The following is a 15,087-nucleotide window of genomic DNA, read 5'->3' as shown; positions in this document are numbered from 1 at the left end:
TAAGGATGTTGAAAAAGACTTTTGCCGCTCTGGCGCTCGGTACCGCTCTGCTTTCCGCCGGCCAGGTCATGGCTGCCGAGTACAAGATCGACAAGGAAGGCCAGCACGCGTTCGTCGACTGGAAAATCAGCCACCTGGGTTACAGCTTCATCCACGGTACCTTCAAGGACTTCGACGGCAACTTCACTTGGGATAGCGCCAAGCCAGAAGCCAGCAAGATCAGCGTCGACCTGAAAACCGCCAGCCTGACGTCCAACCATGCCGAGCGTGACAAGCACATCGCCAGCGCCGATTTCCTCGACGTGAAGAAGTATCCTCAAGCCAAGTTCGTCTCCACCGCCGTCAAGCCGACTGGCGACAAGACTGCTGACGTGACCGGCGACCTGACCATGCACGGCGTGACCAAGCCGGTCACCTTCAAGGCTACCTTCAACGGAGAAGGCAAGGACCCATGGGGCGGTGAGCGCGCTGGTTTCAACGCCACCACCACCCTCAACCTGAACGACTTCGGCATCAAGGGCCCAGGCCCGACTTCCCAGACCCTGGACCTGGATATCAGTGTTGAAGGTGTGAAGCAGAAGTAATCTGCTTTAAGTGAAAGACCGAGGGGGCTGCTTCGCAGCCCGTTCGCGGCACAAGGCCGCTCCTACAGGTATTGCGCAGTATGTAAAATCTGCGCAATACCTGTAGGAGCGGCCTTGTGCCGCGAACGGGCCGCAAAGCGGCCCCCTCATGCTTTCTATCAGCCCTTGCGGGTAAGTAGCGCCGGGCGCTCACCGCGCGGGCGGCTTGGCAGGTCATCCAGTTGCTCAGGCGTCGGGAAACGGTCGAGTTTGGATTCCTTGCGGATGATCACCGGCTGTTTTTCCGGCTGGCGCGGGTTGCGCACGGCCGGCTCTTGCCGGGCAGCATCGTCACGGGCCGGGCGACCACGGCCACCGCCATCACGGCGTGCACCGCCGCCATTGTTGTTGCGCGGTGGGCGCTTCTCACCGTTGGCACTGCGGGGCTGGCCGCCATTGCGAGCCTGACCGCCGCCACCGTTGCTGCGCGGGGCAGCACCTTGGCCTTGGCTCTGGCCTGCGCCAGTACCACCGCCAGGGCGACGGTTACGCCCCTGGTTCTTGCCTTGGTAAGGGCTGACGTAATCGGCGCGGTTACCGAAGTTGTCGACTTCGTCATCCAGGAACTCATCCGGGGCACGGTCGGCGGGCGGCTTGGGTGTGCTGTTCTGGCTGGCCTGCTGCTGGCGCGGCTTGTTGTCGCGCGGCTTGCGCTGCTGCGGCTTGTCGCCGGACTTTTCTTTATCTGCAGGCTTCGCGGCAGCTGGCTGCTTGGCCTTGCCTTTATCCTTGCCTTTGTCCTTGCGGCCACCGTTGGCGTCTTTACCGCCTTCGCCGCGTGGCTGGTTGCGACCGCCACGGCCGTTGTTCTGCGGGCGCTCGCGTACTTCGGGTTTCTCGGCTTCCACCTGGCTGGCGTCAAAGCCCATCAGGTCGCCGTCGGCGATCTTCTGCCGGGTTACCCGCTCGATGCTCTTGAGCAGCTTTTCTTCATCCGGTGCGACCAGCGAAATGGCCTCGCCCGAACGACCGGCGCGGCCGGTACGACCGATACGGTGTACGTAATCTTCCTCGACATTCGGCAGCTCGAAGTTGACCACGTGGGGCAACTGGTCGATGTCCAGGCCGCGGGCGGCGATGTCGGTGGCAACCAGTACGCGCACGCTGTTGGCCTTGAAGTCGGCCAGGGCCTTGGTGCGGGCGTTCTGGCTCTTGTTGCCGTGAATCGCGGCGGCGGTCAGGCCTTGTTTTTCAAGGTACTCGGCCAGGCGGTTGGCGCCGTGCTTGGTACGGGTAAACACCAATACCTGTTCCCAGGCACCCAGGGTGATCAGGTGTGCCAGCAGCGCACGCTTGTGGCTGGCGGGCAGGCGGTAGACGCGCTGCTCGATACGCTCGACGGTGGTGTTCGGCGGCGTGACCTCGATACGCTCCGGGTTGTGCAGGAGCTTGTCGGCGAGGTCGGTGATGTCCTTGGAGAAGGTGGCCGAGAACAGCAGGTTCTGGCGCTTGGATGGCAGGCGTGCCAGTACCTTCTTGACGTCGTGGATGAAGCCCATGTCGAGCATGCGGTCGGCTTCGTCGAGCACCAGGATTTCCACGTGGGCAAGGTCGACCTTGCCTTGGCCGGCCAGGTCGAGCAGGCGGCCCGGGCAGGCAACCAGCACGTCAACGCCCTTGGCAATCGCCTGGACTTGCGGGTTCATGCCAACGCCACCGAAGATGCAGGCGCTGACCAGTGGCAGGTCACGGGCATAGACTTTGAAGCTGTCGTGCACCTGGGCTGCCAGCTCGCGGGTCGGGGTCAGGACCAGCACGCGCGGTTGGCGCGGGCCGTGACGCTGCGACTTGTCGGGGTGGCCGGCCGGGAACAGGCGCTCGAGAATCGGCAGGGCGAAGCCGCCGGTTTTACCAGTACCTGTCTGTGCGGCAACCATCAGGTCGCGGCCTTGCAACACGGCGGGAATCGCCCGCTGTTGCACGGGGGTCGGCTGGGTATAGCCCGCAGCCTCGATAGCGCGGACAAGAGCCTCGGAGAGACCGAGGGAAGCAAAGGACATGGGCGATCCTGTTCTCGTGTGGGCTGGGCCCGTTGGGATGTTCTGCCTGGCGCGACGGGCATCGGTGGGATGCGATCGCGTCCGGTCCAGCTGGGCTTTCACTGCACATCCGGGAAACGGAGGGGAACGCCAAGGGGCGTCGGTGCCGATCGGGATGCCTGTTACGAGGCCGAGCGTCCGGGCGTGAGCCGGGCGGGAAGGCCCGAGTATAACAGAGCTATCGCGCTGTGCTGCTTTCCTGCTGCTCAACGGCGTTGAGAATGTTTCCGATGTCGCCTGTGTACCGGTGGCTGATGGCGGCAAAGGCCGGTTCCTGCTTGAAACGCTGCAGTTCTTCGGCAAAGGCCAGGGCCAGTGTTTCGCGCCCTGGCTTGCGCACCAGCCCCAGGTACTGGGCCTGGCGGTTGATCACCAGCGGCAGTTCCTCGACTTGCTGCTCCATGCCCAGATGCCGGATCAGGTAATGCCCGACCCTGCGGTCGGTGATCGCCAGGTCGATACGGCCCAGCAGCAGTTTGCCGAAGTTGGCTTCCTGGGTCGGCGCCGCTTCACGTCGAAAATGTGTGGCCTGGTTGAACGCGGCGCCATAGGCGTAGCCGGGCGAGGTGCCTACGGTGAGGCCTGTGAGGTCTTCAGGACCGGCCACGGCATGGCGGCGTGCACGGGCCTGGAACAGCACGAACTCGACCTGCGACAAAGGCTCGGGGGCGTACACCAGATAGGGGCGCCGGGTTTCGCTCTGGAAAATGTCCAGAATGCCGTCGGCCAGGCCTTGCTCGATCATTGCCAGGCAGCGCTTCCACGGCAGGAACTGCCATTCCACCTCGACACCCAGGCGTTTGAATACCTCGGTAGTGACTTCGTAGTCGATACCTTGGGGTTGGCCATCGTGCTGATAAATGTAGGGCGCCCAGTCATCGGACACCAGGCGCAGGCGCTCGCCCAGGGCCAACGGGCTCAGGCAGGCGAGCAGCAGGATCCAGAACAGGCGGGCGACGAGTGGCATGGCCGGAGATTACGCGCTCGGCCGAATCAAGGCCAGTGGCGGGAGTGTTCTCCTGTGCCGGCCCCTTCGCGGGTAAACCCGCTCCCACAGGATTACTGCTACTTTCCAGGCCTCAGCAGATGCACCTCGATCTCTTTGCGCCGTTCGCCCAACGACAGGCGCAACCCCGGGTGGCGCAAGCATTGGCGCAGTTGCTCGGGCTGCATCTGGCCATGACGGGCATTGAGGTTCTCCAGGGCCTTGTCCCACCAGGCCGGCGCGCAGGCGAGGTCGAATTCGTTGGGGTAGGGGTAGCAGCCATACAGCAGCTCGCGGGCGAACTGGCGCTCGTGGCGCGGCAGGGTCAGGCTGAGCGCCCTGTAACCCAGGCGGTGCAGGGCCGGCGGCCGTGGTAGCTGGTCGTTGACCAAGGTGACGTCGGCCAAGGCTGCCTGGCTAAGCGGGTCATGGCCGTGCTTGCGCAGCCAGGCCTGGATCTTGGCGCGGAACTGCGCCTTGCGGCTCCAGTAGTGATGGATGACGTCGGTGCACTCGGCCACCATCAGCTTGCGGTACGCCGCCACTGCCAGGCAGAACTCTTCGAGGGTATAGGCCTCGCGAGCCAAGGGGTAGAACTCGTCCATCATGTCTATGGAGCGGTCCAGGGTGCTGGCGTCCTCGGCGGTAAGGCCGATTACCCCGGAATTGACCAGTGGCATCTGACAGTCGGCCAGGCCCCGGGCTTGCAATATGGACAGCAGGTTCTTGTACAGCAGGCACTTCTGGTTCGCACCATAGCGTGGGCCGATGGCATTGCACAGCAGCTTGCCAGGGGCCACCCGGGCGAACAGCTGCAGCGGCGAAGTGCGGAAGAAGGTGTCGGTGTCGATCAGCACGGCCAGCGGATGTTGCCGCAGCACTTGGCGCAGCAGCACATGCTTGCTGCGAAAATGATAACCGTGTGGGGCGTTCCATGCCTGGCGCGTGGCTTCGTCCAGCAAGTGGACCGTGACGGGCAGCCTGGCGTAGGGCTGCGGGTTGTCGGTGTATACCTGGATGTCCATGGCTTCGCCTGTTGCCGGCCCCAGGTGGGCGAGGGCGCTGACGATGCTGAAGCAGGCTTCCTGATGGTAGGTTGCCGGACCAAAAGCCAGGTAGACAAGTTGTGGGCGCGATGGCTGGGGATGCTGCATGGCTGGCAAGACCTGTAACCCGGAAATGAATAAGGCTTTAGTCTATGACCAAAGCCTTAAGCATTTCTTAAGCAGACTTTGCCAAAAAGTTTCAGCGCGGCAGCTTCAGGTTGTTCCAGATCGCCAGGCTCGGCTCGGCCTGGTTCAAGGTGTAGAAGTGCAGGCCCGGTGCGCCGCCTTGCAGCAGTTGTTCGCACATGCGGGTAATCACTTCTTCGCCAAATGCCTGGATGCTGGCGGTGTCGTCGGCATAGGCTTCCAGCTGCTTGCGGATCCAGCGCGGGATCTCGGCGCCACAGGCGTCGGAGAAGCGGGCCAGCTTGCTGTAGTTGGTGATCGGCATGATGCCGGGCACCACCGGAATGTCCACGCCCAGCTGCTGTGCGCGCTCGACGAAGTAGAAGTAGCTGTCGGCGTTGAAGAAGTACTGGGTGATGGCGCTGTCGGCGCCAGCCTTGACCTTGTGCACGAAGTTGGCCAGGTCGGTTTCGAAATTGCGCGCCTGCGGGTGCATTTCCGGGTAGGCGGCCACTTCCAGGTGGAAGTGGTCAGCGGTTTCCTGGCGGATGAACTCGACCAGGTCACTGGCGTAGCGCAGTTCGCCACTGGCCATGCCCATGCCCGATGGCAGGTCGCCACGCAGGGCGACGATGCGCTTGATGCCGGCAGCCTTGTATTCCGCGAGCAGGGCGCGCAAGTCGTCCTTGGAGTCGCCCACGCACGACAGGTGCGGTGCGGCCGGTACCTTCACTTCGTTTTCCAGCTGCAGCACGGTGTTCAGCGTGCGGTCGCGGGTCGAGCCACCGGCACCGTAGGTGCAGGAGAAGAAGTCCGGGTTGTAGGTGGCCAGCTGGCGGGCGACGCCCATCAGCTTTTCGTGACCGGCGTCGGTCTTGGTCGGGAAGAACTCGAAACTGTAGCGGCGTTCTTGTGACATTACTCGTTCCTCAAGCAGCCTGCTTCAAGCGGCAGGCTGCAAGTAAAAGCCAGGGCGGTGTGGGCCGGCCTGGCTTGGGCATCGTTGCGAAGCGTTGCCTGCGACTACTTAGTAGCGGTAGGCGTGCGGCTTGAACGGGCCTTCGACGGTCACACCGATGTAGTCGGCTTGCTGCTTGGTCAGCTTGGTAACCACGCCGCCGAAGCCGCGGACCATTTCCAGGGCCACTTCTTCGTCGAGTTTCTTCGGCAGTACTTCAACAGTCAGGCGCTCGGCTTTCTTCTCGGCCGACAGGTCGGCGTACTTCTGCTCGAACAGGAAGATCTGTGCCAGCACCTGGTTGGCGAACGAACCGTCCATGATGCGGCTTGGGTGGCCAGTGGCGTTACCCAGGTTGACCAGACGGCCTTCGGCCAGCAGGATCAGGTAATCGTCGTTCTGCGGGTCGAAGCTGCCAGCGCCGGTGCGGTGGATCTTGTGCACCTGCGGCTTGACCTCTTCCCAGGCCCAGTTCTTGCGCATGAAGGCGGTGTCGATCTCGTTGTCGAAGTGACCGATGTTGCAGACCACGGCACGCTTCTTCAGGGCCTTGAGCATGTTGGCATCGCAGACGTTGACGTTACCGGTGGTGGTGACGATCAGGTCGATCTTGCCCAGCAGGGCCTTGTCGATGCTGGCTTCGGTGCCGTCGTTGATACCGTCGATGAACGGCGAGACCAGCTCGAAGCCGTCCATGCAGGCCTGCATGGCGCAGATCGGGTCAACTTCGGTGACCTTGACGATCATGCCTTCCTGACGCAGGGACTGGGCCGAGCCCTTGCCCACGTCACCGTAGCCGATCACCAGGGCTTGCTTGCCCGACAGCAGGTGGTCGGTACCACGCTTGATGGCGTCGTTCAGGCTGTGACGGCAGCCGTACTTGTTGTCGTTCTTGCTCTTGGTGACCGAGTCGTTGACGTTGATCGCCGGGACTTTCAGCTCGCCCTTGGCCAGCATGTCCAGCAGGCGGTGCACGCCGGTGGTGGTCTCTTCGGTCACACCGTGCACGCGGTCCAGCACTTGCGGGTATTTCTTGTGCAGCAGCTCGGTCAGGTCACCGCCGTCGTCGAGGATCATGTTGGCGTCCCATGGCTGGCCATCCTTGAGGATGGTCTGCTCCAGGCACCACTCGTACTCTTCTTCGGTTTCACCTTTCCAGGCGAATACCGGGATGCCGGCGGCGGCGATCGATGCGGCAGCCTGGTCTTGAGTCGAGAAGATGTTGCAGGACGACCAGCGCACTTCGGCACCCAGGGCTACCAGGGTTTCGATCAGCACGGCGGTCTGGATGGTCATGTGGATGCAGCCCAGGATCTTCGCACCCTTGAGCGGTTGCTCGGTCAGGTACTTGCGACGCAGGCCCATCAGGGCTGGCATTTCCGATTCGGCGATGATGGTTTCGCGGCGGCCCCAAGCGGCCAGGGAGATGTCGGCGACTTTGAAATCGGTAAAACCAGCAGGCGTGTTTACAGCGCTCATGAGAGCCTCCATTCGTAGTGTGCGAATGGGCGCCGTTGTGCGTTAAGCGCCCGCGAGAGCGAGCAACGCCCCATCCGAGCCTGACAGGCCTAGCCTGCTGCAGCGCCCCTCGGACGGGTGGCGGGCATGGCGCCGCAGTGGGCGACCATGTGAAACGGCGCAGATTATAGCCGCGCGCGGCCACTTGCCCAAGGTTTTCTGTCGATTAATCGAGACGATAGTCGATGTTCAATGGAGCGATGGCGGCCGCTCTGCCATCATTGCTACACGTTAGCCAAGCAGGTCAGGAGTACAGATGAACTTTCACACCCGCAAGTGGGTTAAACCCGAAGACCTCAACCCCAATGGCACCCTGTTCGGTGGCAGCCTGTTGCGCTGGATCGACGAAGAGGCAGCCATCTACGCCATCGTCCAGCTGGGCAACCAGCGCGTCGTGACCAAATACATATCGGAAATCAACTTCGTCAGTGCTTCGCGCCAGGGCGACATCATCGAGCTGGGCATCACTGCCACCGAGTTCGGCCGCACCTCGATCACCCTCAAGTGCGAAGTGCGCAACAAGATCACCCGCAAGAGCATTCTGACCGTCGACAAGATGGTGTTCGTCAACCTCGGTGAAGACGGCTTGCCGGCAGCGCACGGGCGCACCGAGATCAAGTATGTCCAGGACCAGTTCCCGGATTCGGCAGTCGAGTGACGATTTTTTGGGGCTGCGTTGCAGCCCTTTCGCGGCACAAGGCCGCTCCTACAGGGGATCGCATTCTCCTGTAGGAGCGGCCTTGTGTCGCGATGGGCCGCAAAGCGGCCCCGAAAATCTTACGGCTGGGCGCTGACCTTGCGCACCACCCGGCCGATGCTCAAGCCCTGCACCAGGATCGACGACAACACCACGATGTAGGTGATCGACAGCAGCAGGTCACGCTCCTCGCCCAATGGCAGCGACAGCGCCAGGGCCACCGACACCCCGCCACGCAGGCCACCCCAGGTCAGCACCCGCACCGTGCCTTTGGGCACCGGGCGCCAGCGGCGCAGCAACACAATGGCCGGGGCCACGGTCAGCAGCCTCGACAGCAGCACCGCCAGCGCCAGCACACTGCCGGCCGCTAGGTGCATCCAGTTGAACGGCAGCAGCAACAGCTCCAGGCCGATCAGTGCGAACAGCAGGGCGTTGAGCATGTCATCGATCAGCTCCCAGAAACCGTCCATGTAGCGACGGGTCATGTCGTTCATCGCCAGGTTGCGCCCCAGGTTGCCGATGATCAGGCCGGCCACCACCATGGCGATCGGCGCCGAAACGTGCAGCTCGTAGCACATGGCCGAGCCACCGATGACCAGCGCCAGGGTCAGCATGACTTCCACCTGGTACTGCTCGATGCTCTTGATCATGCGGTAGGTGGCGTAGCCGATCAGGCCGCCAAACACCACGCCGCCGATGGCCTCGCGGGCAAACAGGATCGCCGTGTCGGTCATGCTCGGCGTTTCGCCCAGCTGGATGATGCCCAGCAACACGGTGAACACCACGACCGCGGTCCCATCGTTGAACAGCGACTCGCCGACGATGGTGGTTTTCAGCGGTTTGGAGGCATTGGCGGTACGCAGCGCGCCCAGCACGGCAATCGGGTCGGTAGGCGAGATCAGCGCACCGAACAGCAGGCAGTAGATCAGCGGCACTTGCCAGCCGAACATCGCGAATACCCAGTGCGACAGGTAGCCGATGACCACGGTGGCGATCAGCACCCCGATCGTCGCGAGCAACCCGATCGGCCAGCGGTAACTGCGCAGATCGCTGAGGTTTACGTGCAGCGCGCCGGCAAACAGCAGGAACGCCAGCATCCAGTGCATCAGCAGGTCGTTGAAATCGATCTGGTTCATCAGCCCTTCGACGCGTTCTTCCAGGCCAGGGAAGCCGATCAGGCTCAGGCCCTGCAGCATCAGTGAGAACAGCAGTGCCGTGACCATCACGCCAATGGCGGGGGGCAGGCCGATGAAGCGGTAATTTACATAGGTAAGGAGGGTGGTGAGGCAGATAAACGCGGCAACTAATTCAAGCATCCCGAATCCTGTGACAGTGGCTTCCAAGTCGTTACCCGAATGGCTCGGGCAGTTCTTTGATGACCTGGCGCGGGGTTCGGGACACAGAGTTTGACCCAATTAGTCCAAATCGTTCCCGTAACAGTCTGCACTGGATACCCTGTGGGAGCGGGCGTGCCCGCGAACACCGGCACAGCCGGTGCCATACACCGAGTTGCATTCTTCGCGGGCATGCCCGCTCCCACAAAGCCCCCCTGAACGCTATATATTCACAGCCATAAACAGCCATAAGGACAATAAGGCGTGTTGGCAACATCCCTGGTGCTGGTCGCCGCCCTGCTGCATGCGACCTGGAATACCCTGATCAAATTCAGCGGCGAGCGCTTGCTGGTGATCGCCAGCATGGACACGGTGGCGCTGGTGTTCGCAGTGCTGGCTGTGGCCTTCGTCGATGTGCCGCCGGCTGAGATATGGCCTTGGCTGATAGCCTCGGCGTTGGCCGAGCAGCTGTACCGCTACCTGCTGATCAAGGCCTACCGCGTGGGCGACCTGGGGCTGGTCTATCCTCTGATGCGCGGGCTGTCGCCGCTGGTGGTGCTGGGGCTGACGCTGGCCTTTGCCGGTGAGTCGCTGAGCCAGCAGCAGATCATCGGCATCCTGCTCATCCCGTGTGGCATGGCCTGCCTGTTGTGGCAGGGCGGCGGCGGTGACCGGCTGCCCTGGTCGATGCTGCCGGTGGTAGCCCTGATCGGCCTGTGTATCGGCTGCTACACCTGGTTCGACGGCCAGGCCGTGCGCTTGTGGGGTAAACCGTGGGACTACCTGGTATGGCTGACCCTGCTCAGTGCCTGGCAATTCCCGCTGCTGGCCAGTGTGGCGCGGCGGGCACCGTTCGTCCTGTTCTGGCGAACGCAATGGCGCCTGGGGCTGGCGGTGGGGTTCTGCGTATTGTTCAGTTATGCCCTGGTGTTGTGGGCCATGCACCTGGGGTCGGTGGCCGAGGCGGCCGCATTGCGGGAGTTGAGCGTGATTCTGGTGGTGCTGCTGGGTATGCGCTACCTCAAAGAACCTTTTGGCGGGCCGAGACTCCTAGCTTGCGGGCTGGTCCTGGCAGGCATGCTGGTGATGAAGCTCTAACCCATTTCGAACAAGGAGTCTGAGCATGACCGTTGCCCTGTGGTGCATCCTGATCGCGCTGCTGCTGAACCCGCTGTGTGCCTTGATCGCCAAGGTGGCCAGCGGCCGGTTTGGCCTCAAGGACAATCACGACCCGCGAGCCTTCCTTGATACCTTGTCGGGCCTGCCACGGCGTGCCCATGCGGCGCAGCAGAATGGCTACGAGGCATTCCCGGCGTTTGCGGCTGCGGTGCTGGTGGCGGATATCGTCGGTAATGCCGAGCAGGTGACGCAGGATGTGCTGGGGGTGATGTACATCACCAGCCGCTTGCTTTACATCATCTGCTACCTGGCCGATTGGGCGGCCTTGCGCTCGCTGGTGTGGTTTACCGGGTTGGCAATTATCGTGTCGTTCTTCGTGGTTTCCATCTGAAACCGCGCTGCCTGCTTCGCGGGCTTGCCCGCTCCCACAGGTACACCACAGTATTCAAGGGCTGTGGTGTGCCTGTGGGAGCGGGCAAGCCCGCGAAGAATCCGCCGCCGATCAAGGTACCTTAGGTACCTCAGGTAGTGGCTGGCCTTTAGGCCAGAGCATCCAGATCTGCCCCTGCTGCTTCATGTTCCCCGCCAGCTCGCCGGCTTCCGGCCCGGTGCCCCAGAACAGGTCCGCACGCACTTCGCCGGCGATTGCCCCGCCGGTGTCCTGAGCCCCTACAGGGCGCACCACTGGCGAGCCGTCGGGACGCGTGGTGGAAAGCCACAACAGGCTGCCCAGCGGAATCACCTTGCGGTCGATGGCCACGCTGTAGCCCGCTGTCAGCGGTACGTTAAGTGAACCGCGCGGCCCTTCGTTGCTGTCCGGGCGGGTGCTGAAGAACACGTAGCTGGGGTTGCTGGCCAGCAGTTCAGGTACGCGCTGTGGGTTGGCCTGGGCCCAGGCATGAATGGCACCCATGCTCACTTCTTCTTTTTTCAGCTGGCCCTGCTCCACCAGCCAGCGGCCAATCGGCCGGTAGGGGTGGCCGTTCTGATCGGCGTAGCCCAGGCGCAGCTGACGGCCGTCTTCCAGTTGTACCCGGCCCGAACCCTGGATCTGCAGGAATTGCAGGTCCATCGGGTCGGTCAACCAGGCCAGCACCGGTGCCTTGACGCCGTTACGGTTGATCACTTCGGCAGTGTCGTATGGTTTGAGTACCCGGCCATCGAGCCGACCACGCAGGCGCTTGCCCTTCAGCTCGGGGTACACGCTGGCCAGGTCGACCACGATCATGTCATCCGGGGGGCCGTAAACCGCCACATGGTTGGTCGCCGATTCGCTCAGGCTGCCGGGGTAGACCGGCTCGTAGTAACCGGTAATCAGGCCGTTGGCATTGTTCTCGGCGGAGCGCAGGCCATAAACCTGCAGGTTCTGCTCAAGGAAGGTACGCACCTGGGCAGCACTCGCCGTGTCGCTGCCGGCGGCTTCGCAAGTGGCGGCCCACACCGGGTCGCGCTTGAGCTTCTCACAGCCGCTGCGCCAGGCGTAGAAACCGGCCAGCAGGTCTTCGTCGCTGACTGCGGGCAGGTCTTTCCAGGTGGCCGGGGCGTAGGTGGCGATGGCGTGGGGCTCGGGCTTGGCGCTTTCGCCGCCATTGCAGCCGGCCAGCAAAGCCAGCACCGGGAGTGTCCAGGCCAGGTGGCGCAGGGCAGATGTCATGTGTGCATTCCTGTCATGGGCGGATATGAAAATTCGCCCCTGTTTTTTATGTGGCTATTGGTGTTTGGCCCTTGGGCAGCGATACTGGCCGCCCATTTGCGTAGGCCGAAGTGAGCGTGATGTTGAAGCGATTGACCGTTGTTCTGCTGGCCGCCCTGGCCCTGGGTGGTTGTGACCGGGTTGACCCGAACTCGCCGCTGGGCAAGCGCAAGGTAATCTTCAAGGACATGCTCAAGACCAGTGAGGACCTGGGGGGCATGCTGCGTGGCCGGTTGCCGTTCGACGGGCTGAAGTTTGCCGACGGTGCGCTGAAGCTGGACAGCCTGTCGCATCAACCCTGGCAGCACTTTGCGCAGGTGCGCGATGGCGGTGACAGCGCCGCGCGCGCCGAGGTATGGGAGCGTCAGGCGCGTTTTCATGACCTGGCCCGGCAGCTGGAAAGCGTCACGGGCGAACTGGTCGATGTCAGCCGCAGCCAGCCGCTGGACCCGGCGCAGCTGAAAGCGCCGATGGACAAGGTCGAAGCAGCGTGCAAGGCGTGCCATACCGAGTTTCGTAATCATTGATGGCCTGCTGTGGCCTCATCGCCGGCAAGCCAGCTCCCACAGGTACTGCGCAGTAATTGAAGGCAATGTGATACCTGTGGGAGCTGGCTTGCCGGCGATGAGGCCAGTAAGGGCAACGCAAATCGCTGTCAGCGATCCAGATCGTCCACGGCTTCCTGCAGCTCTTTACGCGATTCGGCAAGCTTGTCCTTGCGCTTGTTGATCTTCTCCGCGTCGCCTTTCTTCTCGGCTTTCTTCAGGTCTTTTTCCCGCTGCGCCACTTCGTGACGTGCATCCAGCACCTTCTGCTCACGCTCTTTGCGCAGGCTCGCGTCGGTGCAGTTGTCCACGCCACGCAGTGCTTCCTCCAGCCCTGCGACCTGGTCGCTGTTGCCGTGGTCGCGGGCAATTTTCAGCTGGTTCTCGATGGCGCTGCGCTTGGCGGCGCAGCCGGTCAGGCCTGGGTCCGGCTGGGCGGCTTGCACGGCACCTGCAGCCAAACCCAGTGATGCGAGCAGGAAAAGAGTCGAAATGCGTTTCATGAAAAGCCTCCTGAACGGGGCGGGGCAGCAAAAGTTGGTGGAAATCCTGCCTTGGTTTTGCCCATTTAGGAACCCTTGGTGAGGTTTTCAGCTTGAATCTCGGGTTTTTCCTGCGCGCTAAATGGTTAAAAATCATTGCTCAACGCCCTGGGGCTTAGCCGGAAAACCCTTTATGCCAATTTCCGTCAGCCGTGCGGCAATGGCTTGCACCTCAGCGGCCGCGAAGAAATCCACAAGTTGGCGCGAGCGTTTTGCGCCGATGCCGGGCACGGTTTGCCATTGCCCGGTACTGCGTGAAGCCAGCTCTGCCCAGTCGCCTGTCAGTTGTAGATGCTTGCCGACGGGCGCGCCAATGCCGCGCAGCCACTGATCGAAGGGGCGTGAGCGCGCTTGGTCGAAACTGCCCAGCAGCTGTGCCGCCGACAGGCTGCTTATGCCGGGTACTTGCTGCAGGCGCTCGGCATCGAGATGCAGCCAGTCGGTCATCGACGTTACCAGGCCCGTTTCGACCAGCCGGCGCCATGTGCCGGGCCCGGTACGCGGCAAGGCCAGGCCTTGTTTTCCGCCAAGCCAGGCAAGCCGGGCAATGAATTGCTCTTCACAGCCTTCGCTGGCCTGCCAGCAGCTGTGGGCATGATGCTGGTCGGGTGCAGGCGCGGCCAGTGGCTGGCGCTCGACAGCGCGGTGCACGACGTGGTCCAGGCGTGGAATGGTAAGCCCGGCAAGGCTGATGGCCACCTGGTCGCCGGGGCGGATATCCAAGGCTTGCCAGCGCGCCAGTGAGCCAAGGCTTACCTGGGTAATGCGCCGGTCATCGAGGGTTACCGGCTGCACATGCACAATGGGCGTGATCCTGCCGGTGCGGCCAACCCGAAAGCGGAGGTCGCGTACTTCGGCCAAGGCTTGCACATAGGGGTATTTCCAGGCCGCGATCCAGTACGGCGCCTTGGCCTGCCAGCGCTCGGCGGACGGCCGGCTGCCCTGGCGCAGGATCACACCGTCGGTGGCAAAGGGCAGGGGGGAGCGGTACCAGTGCTCACGCCAGAGTGCTGCGTCCTCCAGCGTGTCGATGGCGGTGCTGTAGCGCTGGCTGTCCGGGAACCCCAGTTGTGCCAGCTTTGCGAGGCGTTCGGCCTGTTGCTCGGGGCCCTGCGGCCAGCCCCACACGAACAGGCCGATAGTGTTCCCTTGCTCGGCGGTCAGTTGCTTGCGTGCGAGCAGCCCGGCTACGGTGCCGCGGGCGTTGGCGCTGCCTGCCTGGGCTTGTATGTGTTCGTTCAGGAGTAGATACAGCTCACCTTGCAAGTGCAGGTCTACCGGCATGGGCAACTGTCGGGTGATTGCGCCGAGTTGTGGAATGTGTCGGCTCCAGTCATGGCCGTGTACACCGTCACCGCGGCTGGTCAGCTGTACCAATCGGCCCTGCTGGTAAGTGAGGGAAACTGCAACACCGTCGACCTTGGGCTGTACCCACACGCCGGTCTTGCCGGCCATCCATCGTGCCACGGCCTGGCGGTCTGCCAGTTTGTCGACGCCGGTATGCGGCACGGGGTGGGGGACCGGGCCGCGAGCGCTGGCCAAAGGCGAGGGGCTGCTGCCAACCGCGAAGCACTGCTGCAGCTGATTCAGGCGCTCGCGGCTTTGGTCGTACAGTTCATCGGCGACCAGGGCAAGGCCCTGGCGATGGTAGTGCTCGTCCCATCGGGCAAGCGTGGCGCGCAGTTGCGCAACTTCGGCCTCGGCCTGTTGCGGCTTCCAGTCGGGGCATGAGGTGGCGCTGGCCAGTGGGGTGTGTAGCGCAAACAGCAGGACAAGCAGCAGGTAAGGCATGGCCAGCATCCTTGCGTGGCGGGTGGGTCCCCCAGCCTAGGCAGGTTCGCAGGCGCTTGCCGCCGCGCGAT

The 15,087-nt window shown here is 63.0% G+C and carries 14 protein-coding genes and 1 riboswitch; of the genes, 5 read left to right on the top strand and 9 right to left on the bottom strand.

Translation table 11 applies throughout. From position 1 onward, the window contains the following. Positions 1–5 precede the first annotated feature (5 nt). Positions 6–584, top strand: a complete 579-nt coding sequence (locus ABI582_RS12375) for a YceI family protein (RefSeq protein ID WP_442119313.1) — start codon at positions 6–8, stop codon at positions 582–584. A 158-nt stretch (positions 585–742) separates the two neighbouring features. Here the strand turns inward: ABI582_RS12375 and ABI582_RS12370 are convergent, their stop codons facing one another. From ABI582_RS12370 to ahcY, 5 genes are all read right to left on the bottom strand, one after another. Beyond that, positions 743–2,623, bottom strand: coding sequence for a DEAD/DEAH box helicase (locus ABI582_RS12370; RefSeq protein WP_442119312.1), 1,881 nt, complete (start codon positions 2,621–2,623; stop codon positions 743–745). A gap of 217 nt (positions 2,624–2,840) precedes the next feature. Then, the gene (locus ABI582_RS12365; protein WP_442119311.1) at positions 2,841–3,629 is read right to left on the bottom strand and encodes a substrate-binding periplasmic protein; all 789 of its coding nucleotides are present in this window, start codon (positions 3,627–3,629) and stop codon (positions 2,841–2,843) included. A gap of 98 nt (positions 3,630–3,727) precedes the next feature. Next, positions 3,728–4,801: a hypothetical protein gene (locus ABI582_RS12360; RefSeq protein ID WP_442119310.1), complete on the bottom strand. Its 1,074-nt coding sequence runs from the start codon at positions 4,799–4,801 to the stop codon at positions 3,728–3,730. A 91-nt stretch (positions 4,802–4,892) separates the two neighbouring features. Then, the gene (gene metF, locus ABI582_RS12355; protein ID WP_442119309.1) at positions 4,893–5,738 is read right to left on the bottom strand and encodes a methylenetetrahydrofolate reductase [NAD(P)H]; all 846 of its coding nucleotides are present in this window, start codon (positions 5,736–5,738) and stop codon (positions 4,893–4,895) included. A gap of 108 nt (positions 5,739–5,846) precedes the next feature. Then, a complete protein-coding gene (gene ahcY / locus ABI582_RS12350) occupies positions 5,847–7,256 on the bottom strand; it encodes an adenosylhomocysteinase (RefSeq protein WP_016501957.1) in 1,410 nt (469 codons plus the stop codon). A gap of 20 nt (positions 7,257–7,276) precedes the next feature. Further along, positions 7,277–7,373: riboswitch (S-adenosyl-L-homocysteine riboswitch) on the bottom strand. Between the two features lie 178 nt (positions 7,374–7,551). Here ahcY and ABI582_RS12345 point away from each other — a divergent pair. Beyond that, positions 7,552–7,953: an acyl-CoA thioesterase gene (locus tag ABI582_RS12345; protein WP_016501956.1), complete on the top strand. Its 402-nt coding sequence runs from the start codon at positions 7,552–7,554 to the stop codon at positions 7,951–7,953. A gap of 119 nt (positions 7,954–8,072) precedes the next feature. On the opposite strand, the gene ABI582_RS12340 is transcribed toward ABI582_RS12345, so the two are convergent. Further along, positions 8,073–9,308 carry a cation:proton antiporter gene (locus tag ABI582_RS12340; protein WP_086974231.1) on the bottom strand — a complete coding sequence of 412 codons (1,236 nt, stop codon included), beginning with the start codon at positions 9,306–9,308 and terminating at the stop codon, positions 8,073–8,075. 282 nt (positions 9,309–9,590) lie between these two features. Between ABI582_RS12340 and ABI582_RS12335 the strand changes: the two genes are divergently transcribed. After that, positions 9,591–10,424: a DMT family transporter gene (locus ABI582_RS12335; RefSeq protein ID WP_016501954.1), complete on the top strand. Its 834-nt coding sequence runs from the start codon at positions 9,591–9,593 to the stop codon at positions 10,422–10,424. 25 nt (positions 10,425–10,449) lie between these two features. Further along, positions 10,450–10,836, top strand: a complete 387-nt coding sequence (locus tag ABI582_RS12330; protein WP_442119308.1) for an MAPEG family protein — start codon at positions 10,450–10,452, stop codon at positions 10,834–10,836. A gap of 111 nt (positions 10,837–10,947) precedes the next feature. Here the strand turns inward: ABI582_RS12330 and mltA are convergent, their stop codons facing one another. Then, positions 10,948–12,099, bottom strand: a complete 1,152-nt coding sequence (gene mltA, locus ABI582_RS12325; protein WP_442119307.1) for a murein transglycosylase A — start codon at positions 12,097–12,099, stop codon at positions 10,948–10,950. A gap of 119 nt (positions 12,100–12,218) precedes the next feature. On the opposite strand from mltA, the gene ABI582_RS12320 reads away from it, so the two are divergent. Continuing rightward, on the top strand, positions 12,219–12,665 hold the full coding sequence (locus tag ABI582_RS12320; protein WP_442119306.1) for a c-type cytochrome: 447 nt from the start codon (positions 12,219–12,221) through the stop codon (positions 12,663–12,665). Between the two features lie 128 nt (positions 12,666–12,793). On the opposite strand, the gene ABI582_RS12315 is transcribed toward ABI582_RS12320, so the two are convergent. After that, a complete protein-coding gene (locus ABI582_RS12315) occupies positions 12,794–13,186 on the bottom strand; it encodes a DUF1090 domain-containing protein (protein ID WP_012274528.1) in 393 nt (130 codons plus the stop codon). 132 nt (positions 13,187–13,318) lie between these two features. Beyond that, positions 13,319–15,016 (bottom strand): NAD-dependent DNA ligase LigB, encoded by a 1,698-nt coding sequence (gene ligB, locus ABI582_RS12310; RefSeq protein WP_442119305.1) that lies wholly within the window; start codon positions 15,014–15,016, stop codon positions 13,319–13,321. Positions 15,017–15,087: the final 71 nt, after the last annotated feature.

The sequence above is a fragment of the Pseudomonas sp. SAS7 genome, assembly GCF_052112345.1.
GTDB lineage: Bacteria > Pseudomonadota > Gammaproteobacteria > Pseudomonadales > Pseudomonadaceae > Aquipseudomonas > Aquipseudomonas putida_Q.
This window is presented reverse-complemented; position numbering and strand designations above follow the sequence as displayed.

Excerpts from the sequence above, each read along its gene's own strand:
- ABI582_RS12375 (WP_442119313.1), top strand. The coding sequence starts at position 6 with ATGTTGAAAAAGACTTTTGCCGCTCTGGCGCTCGGTACCGCTCTGCTT.
- ABI582_RS12370 (WP_442119312.1), bottom strand. The coding sequence starts at position 2,623 with ATGTCCTTTGCTTCCCTCGGTCTCTCCGAGGCTCTTGTCCGCGCTATC.
- ABI582_RS12365 (WP_442119311.1), bottom strand. The coding sequence starts at position 3,629 with ATGCCACTCGTCGCCCGCCTGTTCTGGATCCTGCTGCTCGCCTGCCTG.
- ABI582_RS12360 (WP_442119310.1), bottom strand. The coding sequence starts at position 4,801 with ATGCAGCATCCCCAGCCATCGCGCCCACAACTTGTCTACCTGGCTTTT.
- metF (WP_442119309.1), bottom strand. The coding sequence starts at position 5,738 with ATGTCACAAGAACGCCGCTACAGTTTCGAGTTCTTCCCGACCAAGACC.
- ahcY (WP_016501957.1), bottom strand. The coding sequence starts at position 7,256 with ATGAGCGCTGTAAACACGCCTGCTGGTTTTACCGATTTCAAAGTCGCC.
- ABI582_RS12345 (WP_016501956.1), top strand. The coding sequence starts at position 7,552 with ATGAACTTTCACACCCGCAAGTGGGTTAAACCCGAAGACCTCAACCCC.
- ABI582_RS12340 (WP_086974231.1), bottom strand. The coding sequence starts at position 9,308 with ATGCTTGAATTAGTTGCCGCGTTTATCTGCCTCACCACCCTCCTTACC.
- ABI582_RS12330 (WP_442119308.1), top strand. The coding sequence starts at position 10,450 with ATGACCGTTGCCCTGTGGTGCATCCTGATCGCGCTGCTGCTGAACCCG.
- mltA (WP_442119307.1), bottom strand. The coding sequence starts at position 12,099 with ATGACATCTGCCCTGCGCCACCTGGCCTGGACACTCCCGGTGCTGGCT.
- ABI582_RS12320 (WP_442119306.1), top strand. The coding sequence starts at position 12,219 with ATGTTGAAGCGATTGACCGTTGTTCTGCTGGCCGCCCTGGCCCTGGGT.
- ABI582_RS12315 (WP_012274528.1), bottom strand. The coding sequence starts at position 13,186 with ATGAAACGCATTTCGACTCTTTTCCTGCTCGCATCACTGGGTTTGGCT.
- ligB (WP_442119305.1), bottom strand. The coding sequence starts at position 15,016 with ATGCCTTACCTGCTGCTTGTCCTGCTGTTTGCGCTACACACCCCACTG.